Raw genomic sequence first — 20,205 nt, 5'->3', positions numbered from 1 at the left:
CACCCACGAACAACGCCAGTCCCCGCTCGCGCAACACCAGCCAGCGGTCGAGCGCCGAGGCGACGACGGTGTCGATGAACGGCAGCGGCGGCACCACCGGCCCGCGCACCCGGCCGGCCCGCCACGCGGCGAGCACCAGCCCGGCGAGCACGGCGAGGAGGGCGAGCACACCCCATACGGACACGACCGCGGAGCGCACCAACTGCGGATCGGACGTGACCAGCACCGCCCGCAGCACGTTGAACCCGTAGACCCCGCCGAAGATGAGCACGAGATAGCCGGCATAGAGCAGCCGGCGGATCGTCCCGGTGCCCTCCTCTCCGTGCAGGACGAAGAGGGCGTCGTCGAGCGATTCACGTTCTGCGGCATCGTCATTCATCGGCGGGACCCCAGCCGAGGTCGAGGACCTCGTCGGCGAGGCGTTCGGTGAGCGGCGGGTCGTGGGTGGCGACGACCAGGGTCGTGCCCGCGTCACGTCGGGCGGCGAGCAGGTCGCCGACCAGCACCCGTTTGTCGGTGTCGAGACGCTGCTCGGGTTCGTCGAGGATCAGCAGGTCGCTCGGGCGGAACAGGGTCAGGGCGAGCCGGAAGAGCTGTCCCTGGCCGGAGGAGAGTTCGTGTGGGAAGCGTGCGGCGAGGTCGCCGATGCCGAGCAGGCCGAGCGCGTTGCCCACCCGCTCCTCGCACGTGTCGGAGTCGCCGCCCCAGGTGGCGTCGATGAGCGTCAGGTGGTCTCGAAGCGTCAGGTCACGGTATGCCGCCGGCGCACCCAGCAGGGCCGCCACCCGCCGCCGGATGGTCTTGTCGCGCTCGTCGCTGGGCCGGCCGTCGATCGTCACCGTGCCGGTGGTCGCCGCGAGCGTGCCGGCGACGATCTTCAAGAGGGTGGTCTTGCCGATGCCGTTGCGGCCGCGCACGACGAGGGCCCGGCCGGGTTCGGCCGTCACGGACGTCGGCGCCAGCAGCGTCACGACGCCGATCGTCTTGCTCACCCGATCCGCGACCACCCGCGGCCCTGCCGCACTCCCCCCGTTCATAGGGGCACCTTAAGGCGAATCGCGCACCCGCCATCGCACCCCAGCAGAGACCACAGCAGAGAGGGCGCACGGGTCACCGCGCTCACGCGGGGCGGCGGGCGTGCAGGAGGATCCGGCTGGACCGCTCGGCTTCGCCGGCCACCTCCCGGCACTCGAGCACCTCCAGGTCGCCGGCGCGCTCCCGCATCGCCGCCACGGTGGTGCGAAAGCGCGGCCCCGGGCCCCCAGGACCAGCGCCGTGCGAGACGAGCACAAGGTGGCCACCGGGCGCGAGCCACGAGCGCACGCTGCGCAGCGTCTGCTCCTCCAGATGGACGAAGCACGTCAGGACCAGGTCGTATGCCGCGGCGGGCCGCCAGGTGCGCACATCGCCGACCACCCACTCCACGTCGACGCCGTGGGCGGCACCAAGCGCCCGGCCGGTCGCGATCCCCGCCGCCGAGAAGTCGATCGCGGTGACCCGCCACCCCTGTTCGGCCAGCCACACCGCGTGTCGGCCCTCGCCGCAGGCGATGTCCAGAGCCGTGCCGCACGCGCCCGGCACCCCCGCGACCACGTCGGTGACCACGTCGGCGATCACGTCGGTGACCACCGGCTCCGGCGCGACGAACGGCACGCGGGCCGGATCGGCATACCGCTGATCCCAGTGCGCGGCATCATGAACGCTGGCTCTCGGCGGACTCCCCACCCGTGCATCATCCCCACCGCCGCCACGGGATGCCAGAAGCGGACCCGTCGTGGGGTTTCGCGACATACGATGGCGCGCGTGACCCGGACCGAGGAGCTGCGCGAGCGCCTGCTCGGATACCGGCCCACCGACCGGCTGGCCGGGTGGCTCGGCCCCCTGCTGTTCGCCGTCCTCGGCGGGATCCTGCGGTTCTGGGCGCTCGACCGGCCCCACCAACTGGTCTTCGACGAGACCTATTACGTCAAGCAGGGCGTCTCCATGCTCGACTACGGGGTCGAGATGCGCTGGAACGGCGAGGGCAAGGTCGTCGACCCGCTCTTCACCCACGGCAACACCAAGGTCTTCATCACCGACAACGGCGACATGGTCGTGCACCCGCCGGTGGGCAAGTGGGTCATCGCGTTCGGGGAGTGGCTCTTCGGGCCGACCTCCTCGTGGGGCTGGCGGTTCTCCGTCGCCGTGCTCGGGACGCTGTCGATCCTCATGGTGGGGCGAATCGCCCGGCGGCTGTTCCGCTCCAGCTTCCTCGGCACCCTCGCCGCCTTCCTCACGGCATTCGAGGGGCACCACTTCGTCCACTCCCGCACGGGGCTGCTCGACCTGATCCTGATGTTCTTCGCGCTCGCCGGCTTCGGGGCGATCCTCATCGATCGCGACCAAATGCGCGAACGGCTGGCGCAGCACACCGGGCGGCTGTCGCGGCATACGTATGAGGCGTGGGCGCCCCTGCTCGGCATCCGCGCCTGGCGGTGGGTCGCCGGGCTGTGCCTCGGCCTGGCGGCGGGGACCAAGTGGTCGGGCGCGTTCTTCCTCGTCGGCTTCGGGCTGATGAGCGTGCTGTGGGACATGGGCGCCTTCCGCGCTGCCGGCATCAAGCACTGGGTGGCCTCGGCGCTCGTCGTGCAGGGACCACTCGCGTTCGTCGCCATGGTGGGCACGGCGGCTGTGACCTATCTGGTGAGCTGGACCGGCTGGTTCCTCTCCGACCACGGTTACAAGCGGCATTGGGCGGACACGCACCCGTCCGAGAGCTTCGGCTGGATCCCGGGATCGCTACGGTCGCTGTGGAGCTACCACCAGGAGGCCTACACCTTCCACCAGGGGCTGACGGCGCCGCACGACTACATGGCCAACCCGTGGTCGTGGATCATCCAGGCCCGCCCGACGTCCTTCTTCTACGAGAGCCCCAAGCGCGGCGTGGACGGATGCACGGTCAACGAGTGCTCCAAGGCGATCTCGTCTCTCGGTACCATCTCGATCTGGTGGCTCGCGGTTATCGGGATCTTCTTCTGCCTGTATCACTGGATCTTCCGCCGCGACTGGCGCGCCGGGGCGCTGCTGTGCGGGCTCGCCGCGGGCTGGCTGCCGTGGATGGACCTGCAGCACCGGACGATCTTCCAGTTCTACTCGATCGCCTTCGAGCCGTATGTCGTGCTCATCGCGACCTTCATGCTCGGGTTGATGCTCGGCCGGCGCGGTGACCCGTGGCCGCGGCGGCGCCGCGGCCTGCTCGCCGTGGGGGCCTTCTGCCTGGTCACCCTAAGCCTGTTCGCGTTCTACTGGCCGATCTACACCGCCCAGGTGGTGCCCTACAGCTTCTGGGCCGCCCACATGTGGTTCCCCTCCTGGATCTGATCCGTGCGAAACCCGTTGGGGCCAAGTAACTTCTGCTAGCAGAGGCTAGTCAAATCAGCACAGCTTGCTAGGTCTGCTGATTTGACTAACCTCTGCTGAGTTCGCCCCGGAGCGGGCCGGTCCGGCCTCCGGCGTCGGACTGTCGGACCCGCGACATATGGTCTGAGGCGTGTTCATCCTTCCCGGCGAGACGCGCGCGACGGTCAGCGCCTCCGACCTGCGCGCCGCCGCGGCGTGCGAGTGGGGGTTGCTGAGGGCTTTCGACGTCATGCTCGGGCGGGCGGAGGCGGTGCCCGGCGGCGACGACCCGGTGCTGGAGCGCACCGTCGCCCTCGGCCTGGCGCACGAGCAGGGGGTGCTGCGCGAGCTGGTGCGCGACCACCCCGGTGCCGTGCGCGAGATCCCGCGCCCACCGCATACCCGCGAAGGGCTGGAGGCCGCCGTCGCGGCAACCCGGGCTGCGCTGGCCTCCGACGCGAGCGTGATCTATCAGGCCGCCTTCGTCGCGGGACGCTTCGCCGGGTATGCCGATTTCGTCGTCCGCGACGACGCCGGCCGCTGGCAGGTGTGGGACACCAAGCTGGCGCGGGAGGAGACGGTCGCGAGCCTGCTGCAGCTTGCGTCGTATGCCGATCAGCTGCGGTCGATGGGGGTCCCGGTCGCCGACGACGCCGTCCTCGTGCTCGGCAACGGCGACCACCGGACCTTCCCGCTGGACGTCATCCTCCCGGTCGCGCGCTCCCGGATGACGCGGCTGCTGGGGCTGCTCGATGCCCATCAGGACTCCGGATTGCCGGCGCTGTGGGGGTCCGAGGGCGTGCACGCCTGCGGGCGGTGCCCGGCGTGCGAGGCCGAGTTGCGCGCCCACGACGACGTCCTGCTGGTCGCCGGTGTCTATACCTCCCAGCGCAAGCGCCTCCTCGCCGCCGGGGTGACGACCATGGAGGAGTTGGCGGAGCGCACCGACCCGGTCCCCGATCTGCCCGACTCGGTGCTGAGCCGCGTGCGCGCGCAGGCCCGCTTGCAGCGGCGGCAGGCCGCCACGGGTGAGGTCACGTCCGAGATCATCGACGCCCTCCCCATCGCGGCCCTGCCGCCGCCGAGCGCCGGCGACGTCTTCTTCGACTTCGAGGGCGACCCGATGTGGTCCGAGCCGGGCTCGCGCTCGTCGGGACTCGAATACCTCTTCGGGGTCATCGAGGCACCGGTCGGCGGCGCACCGCCGGTGTTCCGGGCCTTCTGGGCGCACGACCGGGCCCAAGAGCGGCAGGCGCTGCGCGACTTCCTCGACTATGTGGCGGAGCGGCGAAAAGCCTTCCCCGACATGCACATCTATCACTATGCCGCCTACGAGAAGTCGGCCCTGCTGCGGCTCGCAGCACGCTATGGCGTGGGCGAGCAGGAGGTCGACGATCTCCTGCGCGAGGGAGTGCTCGTCGATCTGTATGCCGTGGTCCGCGCCGCGGTGCGTGTCTCGCAGGAGTCGTATTCGATCAAGAAGCTCGAGCCGCTCTATATGGGCGAGGAACTGCGGCGCGGACCCGTCGCCACCGGCGGCGACTCGATCGTGGCCTATCACGAGTTCGTCCAGGCGCGGATCGAGGGGCGCGAGGAGGAGGCCGTCCAGCGGCTGGAGTCGATCCGCGCCTACAACGAATACGACTGCCTTTCGACGCTCCGGCTGCGCGACTGGCTGCTCGCCCAGGCCGACGGCAGCGGCGCGGGAGTCGGCCTGGTCCAGGTCGACGTCGATGCCGGGACGAGCGAGGCCGGCGGGAGCGAGGGCGGCACGGGCCAGGCAGGCGGTGGTGGGGCAAGCGCGGGCGGGGCCGACCGGCCGGCCGGCACCATGTGGGCGCGGGCCGAGGCCCTCGAGCAGCAACTGCGCGAACTCCTCGGCGACAAACCTGCGCACGAGCGCACCCGCGACGAGCAGGCGCTGGCGCTGGTTTCGGCTGCGCTGCAATACAACCGGCGCGAGGTCAAGCCCTATTGGTGGCAGCACTTCGACCGGCTGCGGCACCCGGTCGACGAGTGGGCCGGCCAGGCCGAGGTCTTCCTCGTCGGGCAGGCCGAGGTCGTCGCCGAGTGGGGCAAGACGGGCAACCAGAAGGTGCTCCGGCGCCGGTTGGAGGTGACCGGCCGGCAGGGACGCGGCAGCCGTCCCGCCCGCGTGGGCGACTCCTACCAGGTCGTCTATGACGTGCCCCCGCCGCCACAACTGCGCCCGGTCAGCCCCGCGCTGCGGGTCTGCGAGACCCACGCGACGATCATCGCCGTCGGGGCCGCGTCGACGCCGACGGCACCCGATCAGCCGGGCGGCGACCAGACGTGGATCCTCGAAGAGACCCTGCCCAAGAAGTTCGAGCCGTTCGCCGCCGCCCCGCTGGCCCTGGTTCCCGGCCCACCACCGGGCACCAAACACCTCGACGCTGCCGTCGCCGACATCGCGGAGCAGGTTGCCGCCGAGTGGCCCGACCTGCCGGCGCGCGCGGGCCTCGACATCCTGCGGCGGACCCCGCCCCGTTTGCTCGGCGACGCCGAGCTGCCGGGGCTCGACGGGTCTCCCGAGCAGTTCGTGACGGCGATCACGGCCGCGACGCTTGCGCTCGACCACTCCTATCTCGCCGTCCAGGGCCCGCCCGGCACGGGCAAGACCTATGTCGGGGCGCACGTCATCGCCCGCCTGGTGCGCGAGCACGGTTGGAAGGTCGGGGTCGTCGCCCAGTCGCACGCCGCGGTCGAAAACGTCCTCGACGCCGTCGTGCGCGCCGGGCTCGACGGCGCGCACGTGGGCAAGTACGCGCCGGGGCGCGTCGACCCGCCGTGGCGGCACTTCGCCGACCGCGACAGGGACCTCGCGGAGTTCACGACCACCCATGCCGAGGCCGGCTACGTCGTCGGCGGAACGGCATACGACTTCACCAATCCCCACCGGTTCGCACCCGGACAGCTCGACCTGCTCGTCATCGACGAGGCCGGTCAATACTCGCTCGCCACGACGCTGGCGGCCTCGCTCGTCGCGGACCGGCTGTTGCTGCTCGGCGACCCCCAGCAGCTGGGCGAGGTCAGCCAGGGCCAGCATCCTGAGCCGGTCGCCCGGAGCGCGCTGGGCTGGCTGATCGCCGGCCGCGACACCCTGGACCCGGCATACGGCTACTTCCTGGCGAGCACGTGGCGGATGCACCCCCGCCTGGCCGAGCGCATCTCCGAGCTGTCGTATGCCGGTTCCCTCGGGTCGCAGGACTCCGTGACCGCCGCGCGGTCGCTGGACGGGGTCGATCCCGGCGTCCACGTGCTACCGGTCGCGCACCGCGACAACACCGTCGAATCGGTGGAGGAGGCGCAGGCCATCGCCGCGCGCATCGGCGAGTTGCTCGGCGCGCCGTGGGACGATCCCGACGAGCCGGGTGGTCCCCGCCCCTTGGTGGCGGGCGACTTCCGGGTCGTCACGCCCTACAACGCGCAGGTCGCGCGGGTGCGCGAAGTCCTCGACGCGGCGGGTCTTCCCGAGGTGCCCGTCGGCACGGTCGACAAGTTCCAGGGCCAGGAGGGCGTCATCGTCTTCGTGTCGATGGCCGCCTCCGCGCGCTCGGACGTCGCGCGGGGTATGCGGTTCCTGCTCGATCGCAACCGACTCAACGTGGCCCTGTCGCGGGGCAAGTGGGCGGCGTATGTCGTGCACTCCCCCGAGCTGACCGACTTCACCCCCTCCAGCGCCCACGAGTTGCTGCTGCTCGGGGCGTTCCTCCGGCTGACCCGCGCTCCCGACGTGGCGCCGGCCACGACTTCGGCGGACGCTCCGACGCGCACATACGAGCAGGTCACCCTATGGTGAAGTGCGGGGCGACCCGGCCCCTGGCATACCAAGGGAGGCACAACCCATGCCGAGCTCGAAGCAGTCCATCCGCACTCTTGCCGCCGTAGCCCTGATCGCCGGCACCACCGCCGTCACGGCACCGCAGGCATCGGCGAAGCCCGAATCGCCGGCGTCCGGCCCGACCACCGGAGCGTGCGCGTTCACGCCCCTGGAGGACCAGACCTACTCGACGTGGACCGGCCTGCCGCCGGACCCCAAGAAGGCCCAGACCCATGGCAAGGCGGCCGTGGTCCTGCAGACCAATCACGGCGACATCCCCGTCATCCTCGACAAGGCCGGCGCCCCGTGCACGGTCGCGAGCTTCCTCTATCTGACCAAGGAGAAGTTCTACGACGGCACCCAGTGCCACCGCCTCACCGCCTACCACACGGCGCCTTACGCGCTCTCGGTGCTCCAGTGCGGTGACCCGCTCGGCACCGGCTGGGGCGACCCGGGCTACTGGTTCAAGGACGAACTCAACACGGCCAAGTCGCTCCCCAACTGGCCCGGCTTCGAGGACGGCTCCCGCAAGAACTACACCCGCGGCCTGCTCGCCATGGCCAACGGCGGCCCCGACACCAACGGCAGCCAGTTCTTCCTCGTCTATGAGGACTCGCGGCTGCGGCCCGACTACACCGTCTTCGGCCATATCACCGAGGAAGGCATGGCAGTCCTCGACAAGATCGCCGCCGCCGGCGTCGCTCCGTCGGACGAGGGCTACCCCGAGGACGGCGCCCCCGCGATGACGACCATCATCGAGCGCGCCAAGCGCACCGGCGCCGGCGGCGCTTGATCGTCCCCGGCTGCCCCGCGGCACCGGAAAACCCCTGGACCAGAGGGTCCAGGGGTTTTCGGTTTCGTGGGTGGAGGTACGTGCGGACGTCCGCGTCGACGACCTCGTACACCGGACGATGCGCCTGGCCCACCCCACAATGGATCAGGGCTCAACGCCTCGGCTCCGGCCCCGGCAATTCGCTCGATCCGGTAGCGCAGTGCGCGCACGGTCACGCAACGGGGTCCGTGAACGTGATCGGCTTCCCAGCCGCCTGGGCGTAGGCCAGTTCCCTTCGCGTCGACTCGCCGACGTACCCTCCTGGGTTAACAAATCAATACCCGGTCAGCCAAGTCGATCTTGCGCAGGTGAAGAGCGTCCAAGACGGCCTTCTCCTCGGGGGTGGGGGACCGGTCCTCCTCGCTGGGGGCCAGGACGGCCCGATCCCGGACTCGCTCACCGTGACCACCGCGAACGGCGAGACCTTCACCCTGAATCGTCAACAGCTCACGCACGCGGCAACGATCATCACGGTCGGCAACGGCATCACCGACGTGGGCAGGCCGGGAATCAAGATCGCGCTGATGGCCGCGCTCACCGAGTCCACGCTGCGCATGCTCACCAACACCGGCACCTACCCGGAGTCGGCGAACTACCCCAACGACGGCAACGGCAGCGACCACGACTCACTCGGCCTGTTCCAGATGCGCCCACAATCCGGGTGGGGCACTGTCGCAGAGTTGATGGACCCGCAGTATCAGGTGCGGGCGTTCTTCGGCGGGCCGACCGGACCGAACTACCCCTCACCGCGCGGACTGCTCGACGTCCCCGGCTGGCAACACATGGACCCCGGCGAAGCTGCCCAAGCTGTCGAGGTCTCGGCCTACCCCGACCGCTACCGCAACTACGCGCCCGTCGCCGTGGGGCTGCTACTCACCCCGCCCCGGCACGAAGTCCGAGCATCCCCTCGGACGCGCCTGCGACATCACCTTCGGCAACCAGATCGGCCAACGCCCCAACCCCGCCCAGCTCGAAGCCGGTTGGCGAGTCACGAACTGGATGAAAGACAACGCCGACGTACTCGGCGTCCAGTACCTCATCTGGCAAGGCCAAATCTGGTGGGTGTCTTTCCCGACTTCGACGGCCTCGGTGGAATCGGAGACCTCCGCGCCGTGGTCGGTGCGCTCCTGACGTTCGTCCTCATCGTCGCCGTCCTCATGCTGATCGTCTGGGCGATCGTGTGGGCCATTGCGACCGCCCACGGCAACTACGCCACCGCCAGCAAAGGGCCGAACCGGAGTCCTCGTGGCGCTCGGCGCCGCCGTCCTCGCCGGAGGCGGCGTCGCCTGGATGAACTGGCTCCTCAACCTCGGCCAGCAACTCTAGGTCCAGACCCCGCCGAGCCGCTGCCGCTGTGGCATCGACACCGAGTGAGTCACGTGAAGGCCGTATCAATCTTTTGGTTGATCTTTGTTTCAGCCTCTTCCGCGATGTTCAGGATCGCCGCCCCTGGTGGAGTTGATGGCATGTCAGGTTCTCTAGTTCGTTCGCGCTTCTCTGATCGGTTGACCTCGCGTGGTGGCGCGTGGATCGCTCTCAGCGTCGCTGTGCTCGTGATGGTGGTGTTGTTCGGTATTTTCGGCGGCGCGCAGGCACCGGCGCGCACCGGGCAGGCTCCGGTGGGTTCGGAGTCGATGCAGGTGAGCGAGCTGATGGAGCAGTTCCCGAACGCGGATCGCCAGTCGGTGCTCGTGGTGGCCTCCCGCGAAGATGGAGCGGAGCTTTCCGACGCGGATGTTGAAGCCCTCACGGGTCTGCTTCCGGTGCTCGACGCGCAGGCGGCAGGTGAGTCGTCGGAGCCGATGGTGAGCGAGGATGGGCGGGCTGCGGTTCTCGTCACTCCGATCACCGTCGGTGCGGACATTTCCGAGACTGCGGAGGTCATCAAGGAACTCCGGGGCGAGGTCAGCGCGAACGCCCCGGCCGGGCTGGTGCTGCACGTCACGGGTGGCCCGGCGTTCGGCGCGGACGTTGCGACGGCGTTCGAGGGCGCGGACTTCACGCTGCTGCTGGTGACGATCCTGATCGTGGCGATCCTGTTGATCGTCACCTACCGTTCGCCGGTGCTGTGGCTGCTCCCCCTGATCGTGGTCGCCCTGGCCGACGGGCTCGCCGGACGGGTCACCGCGGCGGCGGGGTCGTTCTGGAATCTGGAGTTTGATGCGGGCATCGTGAGCGTGCTCGTGTTCGGTGCGGGCACGAACTACGCCCTGCTGCTGATCTCCCGGTATCGGGAGGAACTGCAGCGCACCGAGGACGATCGCGCAGCGCTCAGCACGGCGTGGCGCAAGACGGCGCCCGCGATCCTCGCCTCGAACTTCACGGTGGTGCTCGCACTGCTCAGCCTACTGTTCGCAACAATCCCGATGACACGCGGCCTCGGCGTTCCGGCCGCGCTCGGGCTGCTGATCGCGCTGGCCGCGGTGCTGTTCGTGCTGCCGCCCTTCCTAGCGGTGTGCGGACGCCGAGTTTTCTGGCCTTTCATCCCGCGACCGGGACAAGAAGCCAATCAGGGGCGGGCCTGGCGCGCGGTCGCCACCCACGTGTCGGAGCGTCCCGTGGTGAGCTTGCTGGCCGGGCTCGCGCTGCTCGCGGTCATGGCGACCGGACTGTTCGGCACCTCGATAGGCCTGGACCAGTTGGAGAAGTTCCGGGTGCAATCGGACTCCGCTACGGGTTTGGAGACGCTGTCGGCGCACTTCCCGCCCGGAGAGGCGCAGCCGATCTGGATCATCACCGACAGCGAGGCTGCGGGCGAGGTCGCAGCAGCCGCAAGCGAGGTCGAGGGTGTCGCGCGCGCCCACCCCGTCGGCACCACAGATGACGGCTCGTTGACGAAGCTGATGGTGACCAGCCAGTACTCGCCCGGCACGGAACAGAGCCTCGCCCAGATCACCTCTCTGCGGGCGGCTGTGCACCCGGTCGAGGGAGCGGACGCACTGGTGGGCGGCGCGGTCGCCACCGAGCTGGATGCGCGGGCTGGCAACGAGCACGACCTGCTGCTGATCGCGCCGCTGGTGCTCGCGGTGAGCTTCCTCGTGCTGCTGTTCCTGCTGCGCTCGTTGGTCGCGCCGGTGCTGCTGCTCCTGGTGAACCTCGCCAGCGCGGTCGCTGCGATCGGGGCGGGGGCATGGCGGAGCCGGGTGCTGTTCGGCCAACAGGCCCTTGACCTCCAGGTGCCCATCCTTGCGTTCCTGTTCCTGGTCGCCCTCGGCATCGACTACACGATTTTCCTTGTCCATCGGGCACGAACCGAGGCCACGCGGTTGGGGACGCGTGCGGGCATGGTCGAGGCCGTCGCGCACACCGGCAGCGTCATCACGAGCGCCGGCATCGTGCTCGCCGCCGTGTTCGCCGCGCTCGGCGTGCTGCCGCTGGTCACCCTCGGACAGCTCGGCCTGATCGTCGGCATTGGCGTGCTGGTGGACACACTCGTGGTGCGCACCGTGATCGTGCCCGCGATCTTCGGCCTCACCGGGGATCGCATTTGGTGGCCAGGAAAGCTGCATGCCCGCCAGGGAGAATCGACTCATGGGTCTCGTACACCTTCCATTGACGTCCATTGACCCGCCCAGCCCGGCGGTCGCGGGGACGACGGTGCGGGCGATGGAGATCGGTCAGCACCTTATGGCGGTCGTGCTGACCGCCATCGGGGTCATCCGCGCGTTCGGCGACGGGGTGGGGATGCCCGCGGCGATCATCTCAGGTGTCGCGATCCTCGCTTGGCACACTGCGGGCACGATCCTGCCGTCGAAGACCCGGTCACGCAGCCTGGCGGTGTGGTGGCTGCTCGGGTTCGCCGCGATCTGGATCGCCGCGGTCGCGGTCTCCGCCGAGTTCGTCTGGCTCGCGTTCCTGCTCTGGCTCCTCGCCGGGCACCTCCTGCCGCTGAAGTGGGGGCTGCTGTTCTCGGGTTTCGTGCTCACGGTCGTGATCGTCGCCCCGATCCTGCACCACGGCACCACCGACTACGCCAACATCTTCGGGCCCCTCATCGGCGGCATCTTCGCCTTCGGCATCTCCCGCGGCTACCTGCAACTGCTCCGCGACGCCACCGAACGCGAACGCCTCGTTGCCTCGCTTACCCGAGCCCAAGCCGAGACCGCCGAGCTACAGGACGAACTCGCGCTCGCCCAACGCCACTCGGGCGCCATCGCCGAACGCACGCGCATCTCCCGCGATATTCACGACACCATCGCCCAAGCGCTCTCCTCAATCCGACTCCTCGCCCACGCCGGAGCCGGCCGCACTGAAGACCCGGACGCAGCGCGCACCCTCGAACAGGTCGAGACCCTCGCAGGCGACAGCCTCGCCGACGTGCGCCGCATCGTCGCCGCGCTCGCCCCTGTGGAACTCGACGACGACGCCCTCGCCTCCGCACTGCAACGGATGCTCGACCGCGCCCACGACGAGGCCGGACTCGCGGTCGAGCTGCATGTGGACGACTCGATGCCGATCCTGCCGACCGAAGTCGAGGTCGCACTCCTGCGCACCGCACAGTCGGCCCTCGCGAACGCGCGTCTCCACGCCAGAGCATCCCGTGTCGTCATGAGCCTCGTCGACGCCGACGACACCGTGCGGCTCGACATCATCGACGACGGCACAGGCTTCGACCAGCCCGCCTGGGAACAGGACGCCGACGCCGGATCGAGCTACGGCCTGCGTTTCATGCGAGCCCGCCTCCGCGAACTCGGCGGCGGCCTCGACATCGAGAGCACGCCTGGTGAGGGCACCGCCCTCTCCATCCACCTCCCGATCCGTCCGGGCCCAGTCTCGGTCACCGTTGCCGACCCCACCACGGAGGAGATGCCATGACCACCACCGTGCTCCTGGTCGATGACCACCCGGTCGTGCGCAGCGGGCTCCGTGCCGTACTCGATGCGGCGGAGACTCTGCAGGTCGTCGGCGAGGCCGCTACCGGCGAGGAGGCGCTCGCCCTGGCCGCACATCTGCGCCCCGATGTGGTGCTCTGCGACTTGCGCCTCGGCAACGGCATCGACGGCATCCAGACCACGGCCGCGCTCCGCGCCCTCGACCCCGCCCCTGCGGTGCTCATCCTGACCACCTTCGATCGCGACGCCGAAATCCTCGGGGCAATCGAAGCAGGCGCAGCGGGTTACCTCCTCAAAGAAGTCGACCCCGACGTCATCATCGACGGCATCCAACGTGCCGCAGCCGGCGACACGGTACTCGCCCCCGATCTCGCCTCCCGGGTGCTCAAGGGCATGCGCAGCCCACTCCCACGTCTCACCGACCGCGAGATCGACGTGCTCCGTCTCCTCGCAACCGGATCGGCGAACAAGGAGATCGCCCGTGCCCTCTTCGTCACCGAGGCCACCGTCAAGAGCCACCTCGTCCACATCTTTACCAAGCTCGGCGTGGACAGCCGCTCCCGCGCGATCCATGTCGCGCAGGAGACCGGCCTGATCTGACCGCGACCAGACATCCGCCCATCGAAAGGAGTCCTGACCCGTGAAGAGACTGCTCAACGCCTCGTTCATCTACATGCTCGCCGGTGTCGCCTCCGGCCTGTTCTACCGCGAGTTCACCAAGCTCAACGACTTCCCCGAGGGCCAGTTCACCCAGCTCGGCCTCGCCCATACGCACCTGCTGACCCTCGGGTTCATCGTGTTGCTGATCGTGCTCGCCCTCGAAAAAGTCTTCGCGATCTCCCGCAGCCCGAAGCTGTTCGCCTGGTTCTTCTGGCTCTACAACGCCGGAGTGATCCTCACCTCCGCGATGCTCATCTGGCACGGCACCCTCACCGTCCTCGGTCAGGAATCGAACGCGATGATCGCGGGGATCGCAGGACTGGGGCACATCGCGATCACGGCAGGCATGATCGTCTTCTTCGTCGCGCTCCGCCGCGCCGTTACCGGCCGCACGCCGGTGCCCGCCGAAGCCGCAGCGGTCTGACCATGACTGCAGCACCGACCACCCAGGAGAGCGCGCCGACCCGGCGGGAATGGCTCGGCCTTGCCGTCCTCTCCATCGGGCTCGGCCTCATCGTGCTCGACGGCACGGTCGTCGGTGTCGCGCTGCCCGCCATCATCGGCGACCTGCATCTCGACCTCACCGACGCGCAATGGGTGAACAGCCTCTACGCCGTGCTGCTCGCCGCCTTGCTTCTCTCCACTGGAAACCTCGCGGACCGGTGGGGGCGCAAGCGGCTCTTCCTCGCCGGCCTCATCGTGTTCGTCGCCGGCAGTCTGCTCGCCGCCGCCGCGTCCACCGCGGGGGTGCTGATCGGGGCGCGTGCGGTGCAGGCAGTCGGGGCGGCGTTCATCATGCCCTCCACCCTCTCCACCGTGAACGCCGTGTTTCGAGGCAAATACCGTGCCGCGGCGTTCGGGGTATGGGGCGCCGTGATCTCCGGTGCTGCCGCCGTCGGCCCACTCGCCGGCGGTGCGCTCACCCAGTGGGCCTCGTGGCACTGGATCTTCCTGGTGAACCTCCCACTTGGCGTCCTCGTGTTCATCGCCGCGCTCTTCACCGTGCCCGAGACGCGCGGTGAGAAGAAGCGTCCCGGTATCGATGTCGACGGCGCGCTGCTCAGCGCCATCGGATTCGGGGCGCTCGTGTTCGCCGTCATCGAAGGCCCCGACCTTGGCTGGTGGACCCCGAAGAGCGACCTCACCGTCTTCGGATGGGTATGGCCGAAACACGCAGCGATCTCCGCCGTGCCCGTCGCGTTCGCCGTTGCCGCGATCGCGCTGGTCCTGTTCGTGATCTGGGAACGACACCGCGAGAAGGTGCAGCGCGCCGCGCTCCTCGACCTCGACCTGTTCTCGTTCTCCACGTTCTCGTGGGGGAACCTCACCGCCGCGATGGTCGCCGTCGGTGAGTTCGCGATCATCTTCGTCCTCCCGCTCTACCTCATCAACGCCCTTGGTCTCGACGTCATGGGCGCCGGCCTCGTGCTCGCCGCGATGGCCGTCGGCGCGTTCCTCTCCGGTGCCGCGGCCCGGCATCTCGCCGCGAGGTTCGGCGCGCCCGGAACCGTACTCATCGGGCTGGGCCTCGAAGTCGCAGGCGTCCTCGCCCTCGCACTGCTCCTCGGGCCTGCGACCCCGGGCTGGCTCATCGCGATTCCTCTGGTCGTCTACGGTCTCGGCCTCGGTCTCGCCTCCGCACAGCTCACCAGTACCGTCCTTCGGGACATCCCCGTCGAAGTCTCCGGCCAGGGATCGGCCACCCAGAGCACCGTCCGGCAGATCGGCTCCGCCCTCGGTACCGCATTCGCCGGAGCGACGCTCTCGATCTCCCTCGCGCTCACTCTCCCCACCGCCCTCGGCGACGCGGGACTCACCGGCGCGGAGGCGGACTCGCTTGCCGACGCCACCCGCCAGTCCGCGGGCACCACGATCATGCAGCTCCGAGAACAGGGAAGCAGGAGCAGTCTCGGCGATCGACCGCGACGGCTGTCGACGCGCTCACGAGCGGATTCGCCGATGCGACCCGCTGGGCGCTCCTGATCGCGACCGTGTTCCTCGCGCTCGGATTCATCGGTGCCCTGCGCCTGCGCCGTGCATCGGTTGCCACTCCCATCAACCCGTCAGCACTGTTCTGCGTCTGAGTTCGTGAGACATCTGGGGGGATTAAATACCAACCAGGGTGCGGCGTGGCGAGTCGATCAGGAGGTCGATGACCATGTCGGATCAGAACATGTCGAAGAAGACGACGCCGCGGAAGAAGAGACGCGTGTTGGCGCCGTCTCAGAAGTACGAGATGTGGGTGGCGATGCTCACCGGGCAGGGCACCCAGCGCGAGATCGCGACCAAGTACGGGGTGGACCGCTCGGTGGTGGTCTCGGTGGCCAAGGCCGCCAAGGCCGGGGCGTTGACGGCGTTGTCGGCCAAGCCCGGCCGTCCGGGGCTCTCCCCGGAGCAGGCCGAGATCGTCGAGCTGCGCGCCGAGGTCGAGCGGCTCAAGGCGACGGTGACCGAGCAGGCGGTGGCGTTGTACCTGCACGAGGGAAAAGCGCGTTGGGACTGAGCGCCGGCCCAGTCCCGTCCCGGGTGGACGCTACCGTCAAGGCCGGCCTGCTCGACCTGGTCGCTCACGCCGAGCGGGCGGGCTGGTCCACCCGCACGGCGTGCGCGCTGCTCGAGGTGGATCAGGACCGGGTCGCGCGGTGGCGGGCCCGCTACGTCGCACACGGTCGTGACGGGCTGGCCGACGCGGTCCCTGGTGGTGGGGCGGTGCATGGGATCCTGGAGGACGAGCGGGCCGCGATCATCGAGCTGCACGCTCAGTGGGGCGAGGTCGACCGTTCGCACCGCAAGCTCGCTCACCGCGGCTCACGGGAGCAGCTGGTGCATGTCTCACCGGCGACGGTGCGGCGGGTCCTGACTGCGGAAGGGCTTGTGCTTCCTGGGAATCCGCCACGGGATCCGGCGCCGAAGCCGACCTGGCCGCCCTGGTTGGAGTGGGCTCCGAACCGGATCTGGTGCTACGACTTCACGCACTTCACCCGGGCCAAGCGGTGCGCGGTCGCGGTCATCGACGTGGTCTCGAAGTACTGGCTGGCCACCGTGGTCTCGGCCGAGGAGTCCTCCACCCAGGTCGAGGTGTGCTTCCTCGAGGCACTCTATGAGCAGGGCCTGATGGCCACGGTCCAGGCCCGTGACGCCGAGGCCAGCAAGGTCCTGGTCGCTGCGCTGCGCAGCGGCCAGGCCGACGCGCTCGAGAAGGCCATCGCCGAGACCGAGCAGATACCACTGCTGTTGACCGTCTCGGACAACGGACCCCAGATGAGGTCGCACTCCACCCGCGAGTTCCTCGCCGGGGTGTACATCGCTCAACGCTTCGGCCGTCCCGGCACCCCGACCGACCAGCCCTGGATCGAGTCCCTCTTCGGCCACGCCAAGACCGAGCACCCGCACCTGGAGAAGATCACCGACCCCGGCATACTCGAGGCCGAGCTCACCCTCGTCAAGGACCGCTACAACACCCTGCGCCTGCACGCCGGGATCGGCTACGTCACCCCCGAGGACGAACACCTCGGCCGAGGCGAGCAGATCCGTCAGGCACGACGCGAGGGCATGGCCGCTGCACGCCAGAACCGGATCGACTACCGTCGATCACACCAAGGAAAACAGTCATGACCACCACCGCACCTTGGTTGGGAATTAATCCCGCGGAATGTCTCAAAGACTCAGACACACGTCAAGCACAGCAAGAGGCTCATCCTTCATGACCACGACAAACAAACCCCAGACCATCAGCCCGCGCATGCTCTTCCGGAGCTTCGCCATCGCCGAGATGTTCACCTGGGCCGGTCTCATCACCACGCTCATTCTCCGCGCGTTCGATGTCGCCAACCTCGTCCCGATCGCCGGAGGCATCCACGGATTCGTCTTCCTGTGCTACTCCGCGACCACGATCTTCGTATGCGTGAACCAGAAATGGCCTCTCCGACTCGGCCTCACCGGGCTGCTGCTCGCGATCATCCCGTTCGCCACGGTGCCGTTCGAGATCGTCGCCGATCGCAAAGGACTGCTGACCGGCGATTGGCGGCTCGCGCCCGGCGGTGAGGCACCGCACGGCTTCATCGAGCATGTCCAGGCCTGGGTACTACGACACGTACTTCTGTCGATCATCCTGCTGATCCTGCTCGTGACGACGCTCTTCATCACCCTGCTCTGGCTGGGGCCACCCGTGCCCCGTGACTAAAAGCAGCCGACAAAGCGCCGACTTGGTAGCCCCGTAAAGCGTGCTACCGGCGGGAGTTATCAGCAACCCGTAGGACAGCATCGCTGGCTGTGGTCTCCGCTGGCCTGCGGAACGAGGTTTGGCGGGTGCACCTGTGGCGTGTACCCCGTCTGCGAATTCGTGAGCGGGCCGCCCGTCGCCAAGGAGACCTACCGTGTTCGATCTGCTCGCCAACGTCATGTCCGCGCCGCTGCTGGTGCCGATGGACATCAACATCGACCCCAACACCAACGGCCTGCCGGGGATCAACCAACTGCGTACCATCGTCCGCGCGGTGATGACCATCGGCCTGATCCTCAGCGTCCTCGCGCTGATCGTGTCCGCGTGCTCCTCGATCCGCAGGTCAACGCCAACGCCCTGACCTGGGCCGCAGACATGAACAAGGCCCGAACCTCGACCAACGTTTCCGTTGGCAAGGGTTCGAGCCTTGTGCGTGGGGTGGAGCTGAGGGGATTCGAACCCCTGGCCTTCTCTGATGGTCGGCGTCCCTGGACGCCTCGGAGTTTCTCGGCCTGCTCGATGCCAAACTCGCTCAATCTGAAGCCCTGCAACGGATCGAGCTGCTTCTTGCCCGCAACACTACCGGCCGGGCTCGGAACACCTAGGGCCGTCTCGGACCACGTTTGTGGTGAGTTTGTGGTGCTCCGCTCTGTTCTGTCGCCCGCGCGCCCGACTCCGAATGACGCTGGAGCAGATTCGACTCCGCGACCCCTTGACGTTGAGCAGGCACTCGGTCGTGTCTTGCCTTTGCTTGCGGAAACGGGTCCTGACCTGCCAAAACGTCACCCGGCGACCTTGCGTGGCCTTGCTCGGCGCAGCCTATCTTTGGCGCATCTGGACGCGGTTTACGACTAGCAAACGTCCAGCGCGTGCATCTGCGCGCCTCCGCGATCCGGTTATCGGTGGCCCACCGGTGCCACCCAGCGGAAGGCGCTGAGGATCGGTTTGCGACACCAGCACGAGGATGAACAGCCGCAACGCTGCGCGCCCGCCGCTTCCGCGGCGCGAGTCCCCAAGGCCGCACTGAGGTAAAGCATGGCCGCAATGACAATGGTCCGCCGCATCCTCAAGAGATGTACTCCCTTGTCCCGGTGCCCGAGCAGCTAGATGGGCTGACGTTTTGTGGCTTGCTACTGCGATGCGGTGAGAATGTGGCAGATATCGGTGTCGGTGCAGTCGTCGGGATCGAGGCGGTGGCTGCGTTCGATGAGACCGTCGAGTTCTGTCTCGAGCAGGGCGAGGTCCCTGATGCGTGCACGCACGTCGGCGAGCTTGCTGTGGATCAGTATCGCCACATGCGTGCAGGGGACGTTGCCGTCGTCGCGGAGATCGATGATGGTGCCTATCTCGGCGAGCGTGAGGCCTGCTGCCTGGGCGGTCTGAACGAAGCGCAACCGGGCGAGGGAGGACTCGTCGTAGGTTCGGTAGCCGTTGGCACCTCTTTCGGGTGCGGGCAGCAGGCCCCTGCGTTCGTAGAACCTGATGGTCTGGCTCGGTAGTCCTACGGCGTTGGCGAGCTCCCCGATCAGCAGGTGGCGTCCAGATTCCGGTGTAAACGCGCGGGCCTTGGTTCAGGTTTCGTGGGGTTGATGTTACGCGGTGGCGGTGACAGCGTCGGTTTGGTGGGCGTGTCGGGGTCGTAGTTCGCGGGGTGGGTCGAGTAGGGATCGGCGGAGGTCGTGTAGCAGGCGTGAGCCGGCGGGGGTCATGGCCAGGCCGCGCCAGCCGGCGGAGGCGCGGTCCAGGACGGCCCAGACCAGGCTGATGCAGGAGGTCTCGCCGGGGAAGCGGCCGATGACTTTGGCGCGGCGGCGGGTTTCGCCGAAGGTGCGTTCGATGAAGTTGGAGTGCCGGATCCGTTGGTGGTGCTCGGCCGGGAAGCGCAGGTAGGCGCTCAGTCCGGCGGCGTCGGTGAGCAGGATCTTCATCGCTGCCGGGTAGATGGCGGCGTACTTCTCGGCGAACGCGCGGACGCGGGTGTCGATCAGGTCGACCAGCGCGGGGCCGGGTTCGATATCGAGGTCGGTGGTGTCGAAGATGGCCCAGTAGCCGTCGCGGATCTCGTCCTGCATCCCGGTCGGGGTCTTCGCCAGAACGTTCCGCAGCCGGTGGATGAGGCACCTCTGCCGCAACGCTTTCGGGTAGATCTGCTCGATCGCGGCGATCAATCCTTGAGCGCCGTCGGAGATGACCAGCAGCGGACTGCCCAGGCCCCGATGGCGCAGGTCGGCCAGGAAGTCGACCCACGCGTCGGTGGATTCCCCGGCCCCGGGCGCGAGGCCGATGAAGATGGGTTTGCCGTCGGTGCTGATCCCCCAGGCGGCCAGCACCGGCTCGGCCGGGCTGCCGGGGTGCATCCGGAAGAACGAGGCGTCCAGGAACAGGTAATCCACGCTCACCCCCTCCAGGCGGCGGGCAGCCCACTGCTCGTACTCGGCGG

14 protein-coding genes and 3 pseudogenes are annotated in these 20,205 nt (G+C 68.7%); 12 read left to right on the top strand and 5 right to left on the bottom strand.

All coding sequences use genetic code 11. The features are described 5' to 3' along the window. From BN11_RS23525 to BN11_RS21255, 3 genes and pseudogenes are all read right to left on the bottom strand, one after another. A pseudogene (locus tag BN11_RS23525) lies at positions 1–379 on the bottom strand (hypothetical protein); the annotation flags it as partial. Next, entirely contained in the window at positions 372–1,037 is a 666-nt protein-coding gene (locus BN11_RS07285; protein WP_048696212.1) for an ABC transporter ATP-binding protein, read from the bottom strand. The gene BN11_RS07285 and the pseudogene BN11_RS23525, both read right to left, overlap by 8 nt. Before the next feature lie 82 nt (positions 1,038–1,119). After that, positions 1,120–1,725, bottom strand: a complete 606-nt coding sequence (locus tag BN11_RS21255) for a class I SAM-dependent methyltransferase (RefSeq protein WP_162213179.1) — start codon at positions 1,723–1,725, stop codon at positions 1,120–1,122. A gap of 69 nt (positions 1,726–1,794) precedes the next feature. Between BN11_RS21255 and BN11_RS07275 the strand changes: the two genes are divergently transcribed. The 12 genes and pseudogenes from BN11_RS07275 to BN11_RS07210 form a co-directional block, all read left to right on the top strand. Further along, positions 1,795–3,360 carry a dolichyl-phosphate-mannose--protein mannosyltransferase gene (locus tag BN11_RS07275; RefSeq protein ID WP_048696211.1) on the top strand — a complete coding sequence of 522 codons (1,566 nt, stop codon included), beginning with the start codon at positions 1,795–1,797 and terminating at the stop codon, positions 3,358–3,360. 169 nt (positions 3,361–3,529) lie between these two features. Next, entirely contained in the window at positions 3,530–7,198 is a 3,669-nt protein-coding gene (locus tag BN11_RS07270; RefSeq protein WP_083433594.1) for a TM0106 family RecB-like putative nuclease, read from the top strand. 46 nt (positions 7,199–7,244) lie between these two features. Then, positions 7,245–8,012: a peptidylprolyl isomerase gene (locus BN11_RS07265; RefSeq protein WP_048696210.1), complete on the top strand. Its 768-nt coding sequence runs from the start codon at positions 7,245–7,247 to the stop codon at positions 8,010–8,012. Between the two features lie 440 nt (positions 8,013–8,452). Further along, the gene (locus BN11_RS07250; RefSeq protein WP_456152336.1) at positions 8,453–11,617 is read left to right on the top strand and encodes a DUF6112 family protein; all 3,165 of its coding nucleotides are present in this window, start codon (positions 8,453–8,455) and stop codon (positions 11,615–11,617) included. Continuing rightward, positions 11,583–12,866 (top strand): sensor histidine kinase, encoded by a 1,284-nt coding sequence (locus BN11_RS07245; RefSeq protein ID WP_048696208.1) that lies wholly within the window; start codon positions 11,583–11,585, stop codon positions 12,864–12,866. Before BN11_RS07250 ends, BN11_RS07245 begins: the two co-directional genes overlap by 35 nt. Beyond that, positions 12,863–13,483: a response regulator gene (locus BN11_RS07240; protein WP_048696207.1), complete on the top strand. Its 621-nt coding sequence runs from the start codon at positions 12,863–12,865 to the stop codon at positions 13,481–13,483. The genes BN11_RS07245 and BN11_RS07240 overlap by 4 nt, the downstream gene beginning before the upstream one ends. 40 nt (positions 13,484–13,523) lie before the next feature. Continuing rightward, entirely contained in the window at positions 13,524–13,967 is a 444-nt protein-coding gene (locus tag BN11_RS07235; RefSeq protein ID WP_048696206.1) for a DUF2871 domain-containing protein, read from the top strand. Positions 13,968–13,969: 2 nt separating this feature from the next. After that, a pseudogene (locus BN11_RS07230) lies at positions 13,970–15,627 on the top strand (DHA2 family efflux MFS transporter permease subunit). A 68-nt stretch (positions 15,628–15,695) separates the two neighbouring features. Beyond that, positions 15,696–16,046 (top strand): COG3415 family protein, encoded by a 351-nt coding sequence (locus tag BN11_RS07225; protein WP_201329239.1) that lies wholly within the window; start codon positions 15,696–15,698, stop codon positions 16,044–16,046. Between the two features lie 23 nt (positions 16,047–16,069). Next, positions 16,070–17,158, top strand: a complete 1,089-nt coding sequence (locus BN11_RS07220) for a helix-turn-helix domain-containing protein (protein WP_201329238.1) — start codon at positions 16,070–16,072, stop codon at positions 17,156–17,158. 88 nt (positions 17,159–17,246) lie between these two features. Further along, complete coding sequence (locus tag BN11_RS07215; RefSeq protein ID WP_048696205.1) at positions 17,247–17,726, top strand: DUF3817 domain-containing protein; 480 nt, start codon at positions 17,247–17,249, stop codon at positions 17,724–17,726. A gap of 217 nt (positions 17,727–17,943) precedes the next feature. Further along, a pseudogene (locus BN11_RS07210) lies at positions 17,944–18,090 on the top strand (DUF6112 family protein); the annotation flags it as partial. Between the two features lie 805 nt (positions 18,091–18,895). On the opposite strand, the gene BN11_RS07205 reads toward BN11_RS07210, so the two are convergent. Then, positions 18,896–19,291 (bottom strand): heavy metal-responsive transcriptional regulator, encoded by a 396-nt coding sequence (locus BN11_RS07205; RefSeq protein WP_268807153.1) that lies wholly within the window; start codon positions 19,289–19,291, stop codon positions 18,896–18,898. Positions 19,292–19,357: 66 nt separating this feature from the next. Next, a partial coding sequence (locus tag BN11_RS07200; protein ID WP_048696203.1) for an IS256 family transposase occupies positions 19,358–20,205 on the bottom strand: 848 nt, incomplete at its 5' end.

This window comes from Nostocoides australiense Ben110 (assembly GCF_001050535.1).
In the GTDB taxonomy this organism is placed as follows: Bacteria; Actinomycetota; Actinomycetes; order Actinomycetales; family Dermatophilaceae; genus Nostocoides_A; species Nostocoides_A australiense.
The sequence above is the reverse complement of the archived record's forward strand: the minus strand, read 5'-3'. Positions and strand labels throughout refer to the sequence as shown.

What these genes read in the sequence shown, in the direction of transcription:
- BN11_RS07275 (WP_048696211.1), top strand. Translation starts at nt 1,795, where the DNA reads ATGGCGCGCGTGACCCGGACCGAGGAGCTGCGCGAGCGCCTGCTCGGA.
- BN11_RS07225 (WP_201329239.1), top strand. Translation starts at nt 15,696, where the DNA reads ATGACCATGTCGGATCAGAACATGTCGAAGAAGACGACGCCGCGGAAG.
- BN11_RS07240 (WP_048696207.1), top strand. Translation starts at nt 12,863, where the DNA reads ATGACCACCACCGTGCTCCTGGTCGATGACCACCCGGTCGTGCGCAGC.
- BN11_RS07285 (WP_048696212.1), bottom strand. Translation starts at nt 1,037, where the DNA reads ATGAACGGGGGGAGTGCGGCAGGGCCGCGGGTGGTCGCGGATCGGGTG.
- BN11_RS07215 (WP_048696205.1), top strand. Translation starts at nt 17,247, where the DNA reads ATGACCACGACAAACAAACCCCAGACCATCAGCCCGCGCATGCTCTTC.
- BN11_RS07265 (WP_048696210.1), top strand. Translation starts at nt 7,245, where the DNA reads ATGCCGAGCTCGAAGCAGTCCATCCGCACTCTTGCCGCCGTAGCCCTG.
- BN11_RS07245 (WP_048696208.1), top strand. Translation starts at nt 11,583, where the DNA reads ATGGGTCTCGTACACCTTCCATTGACGTCCATTGACCCGCCCAGCCCG.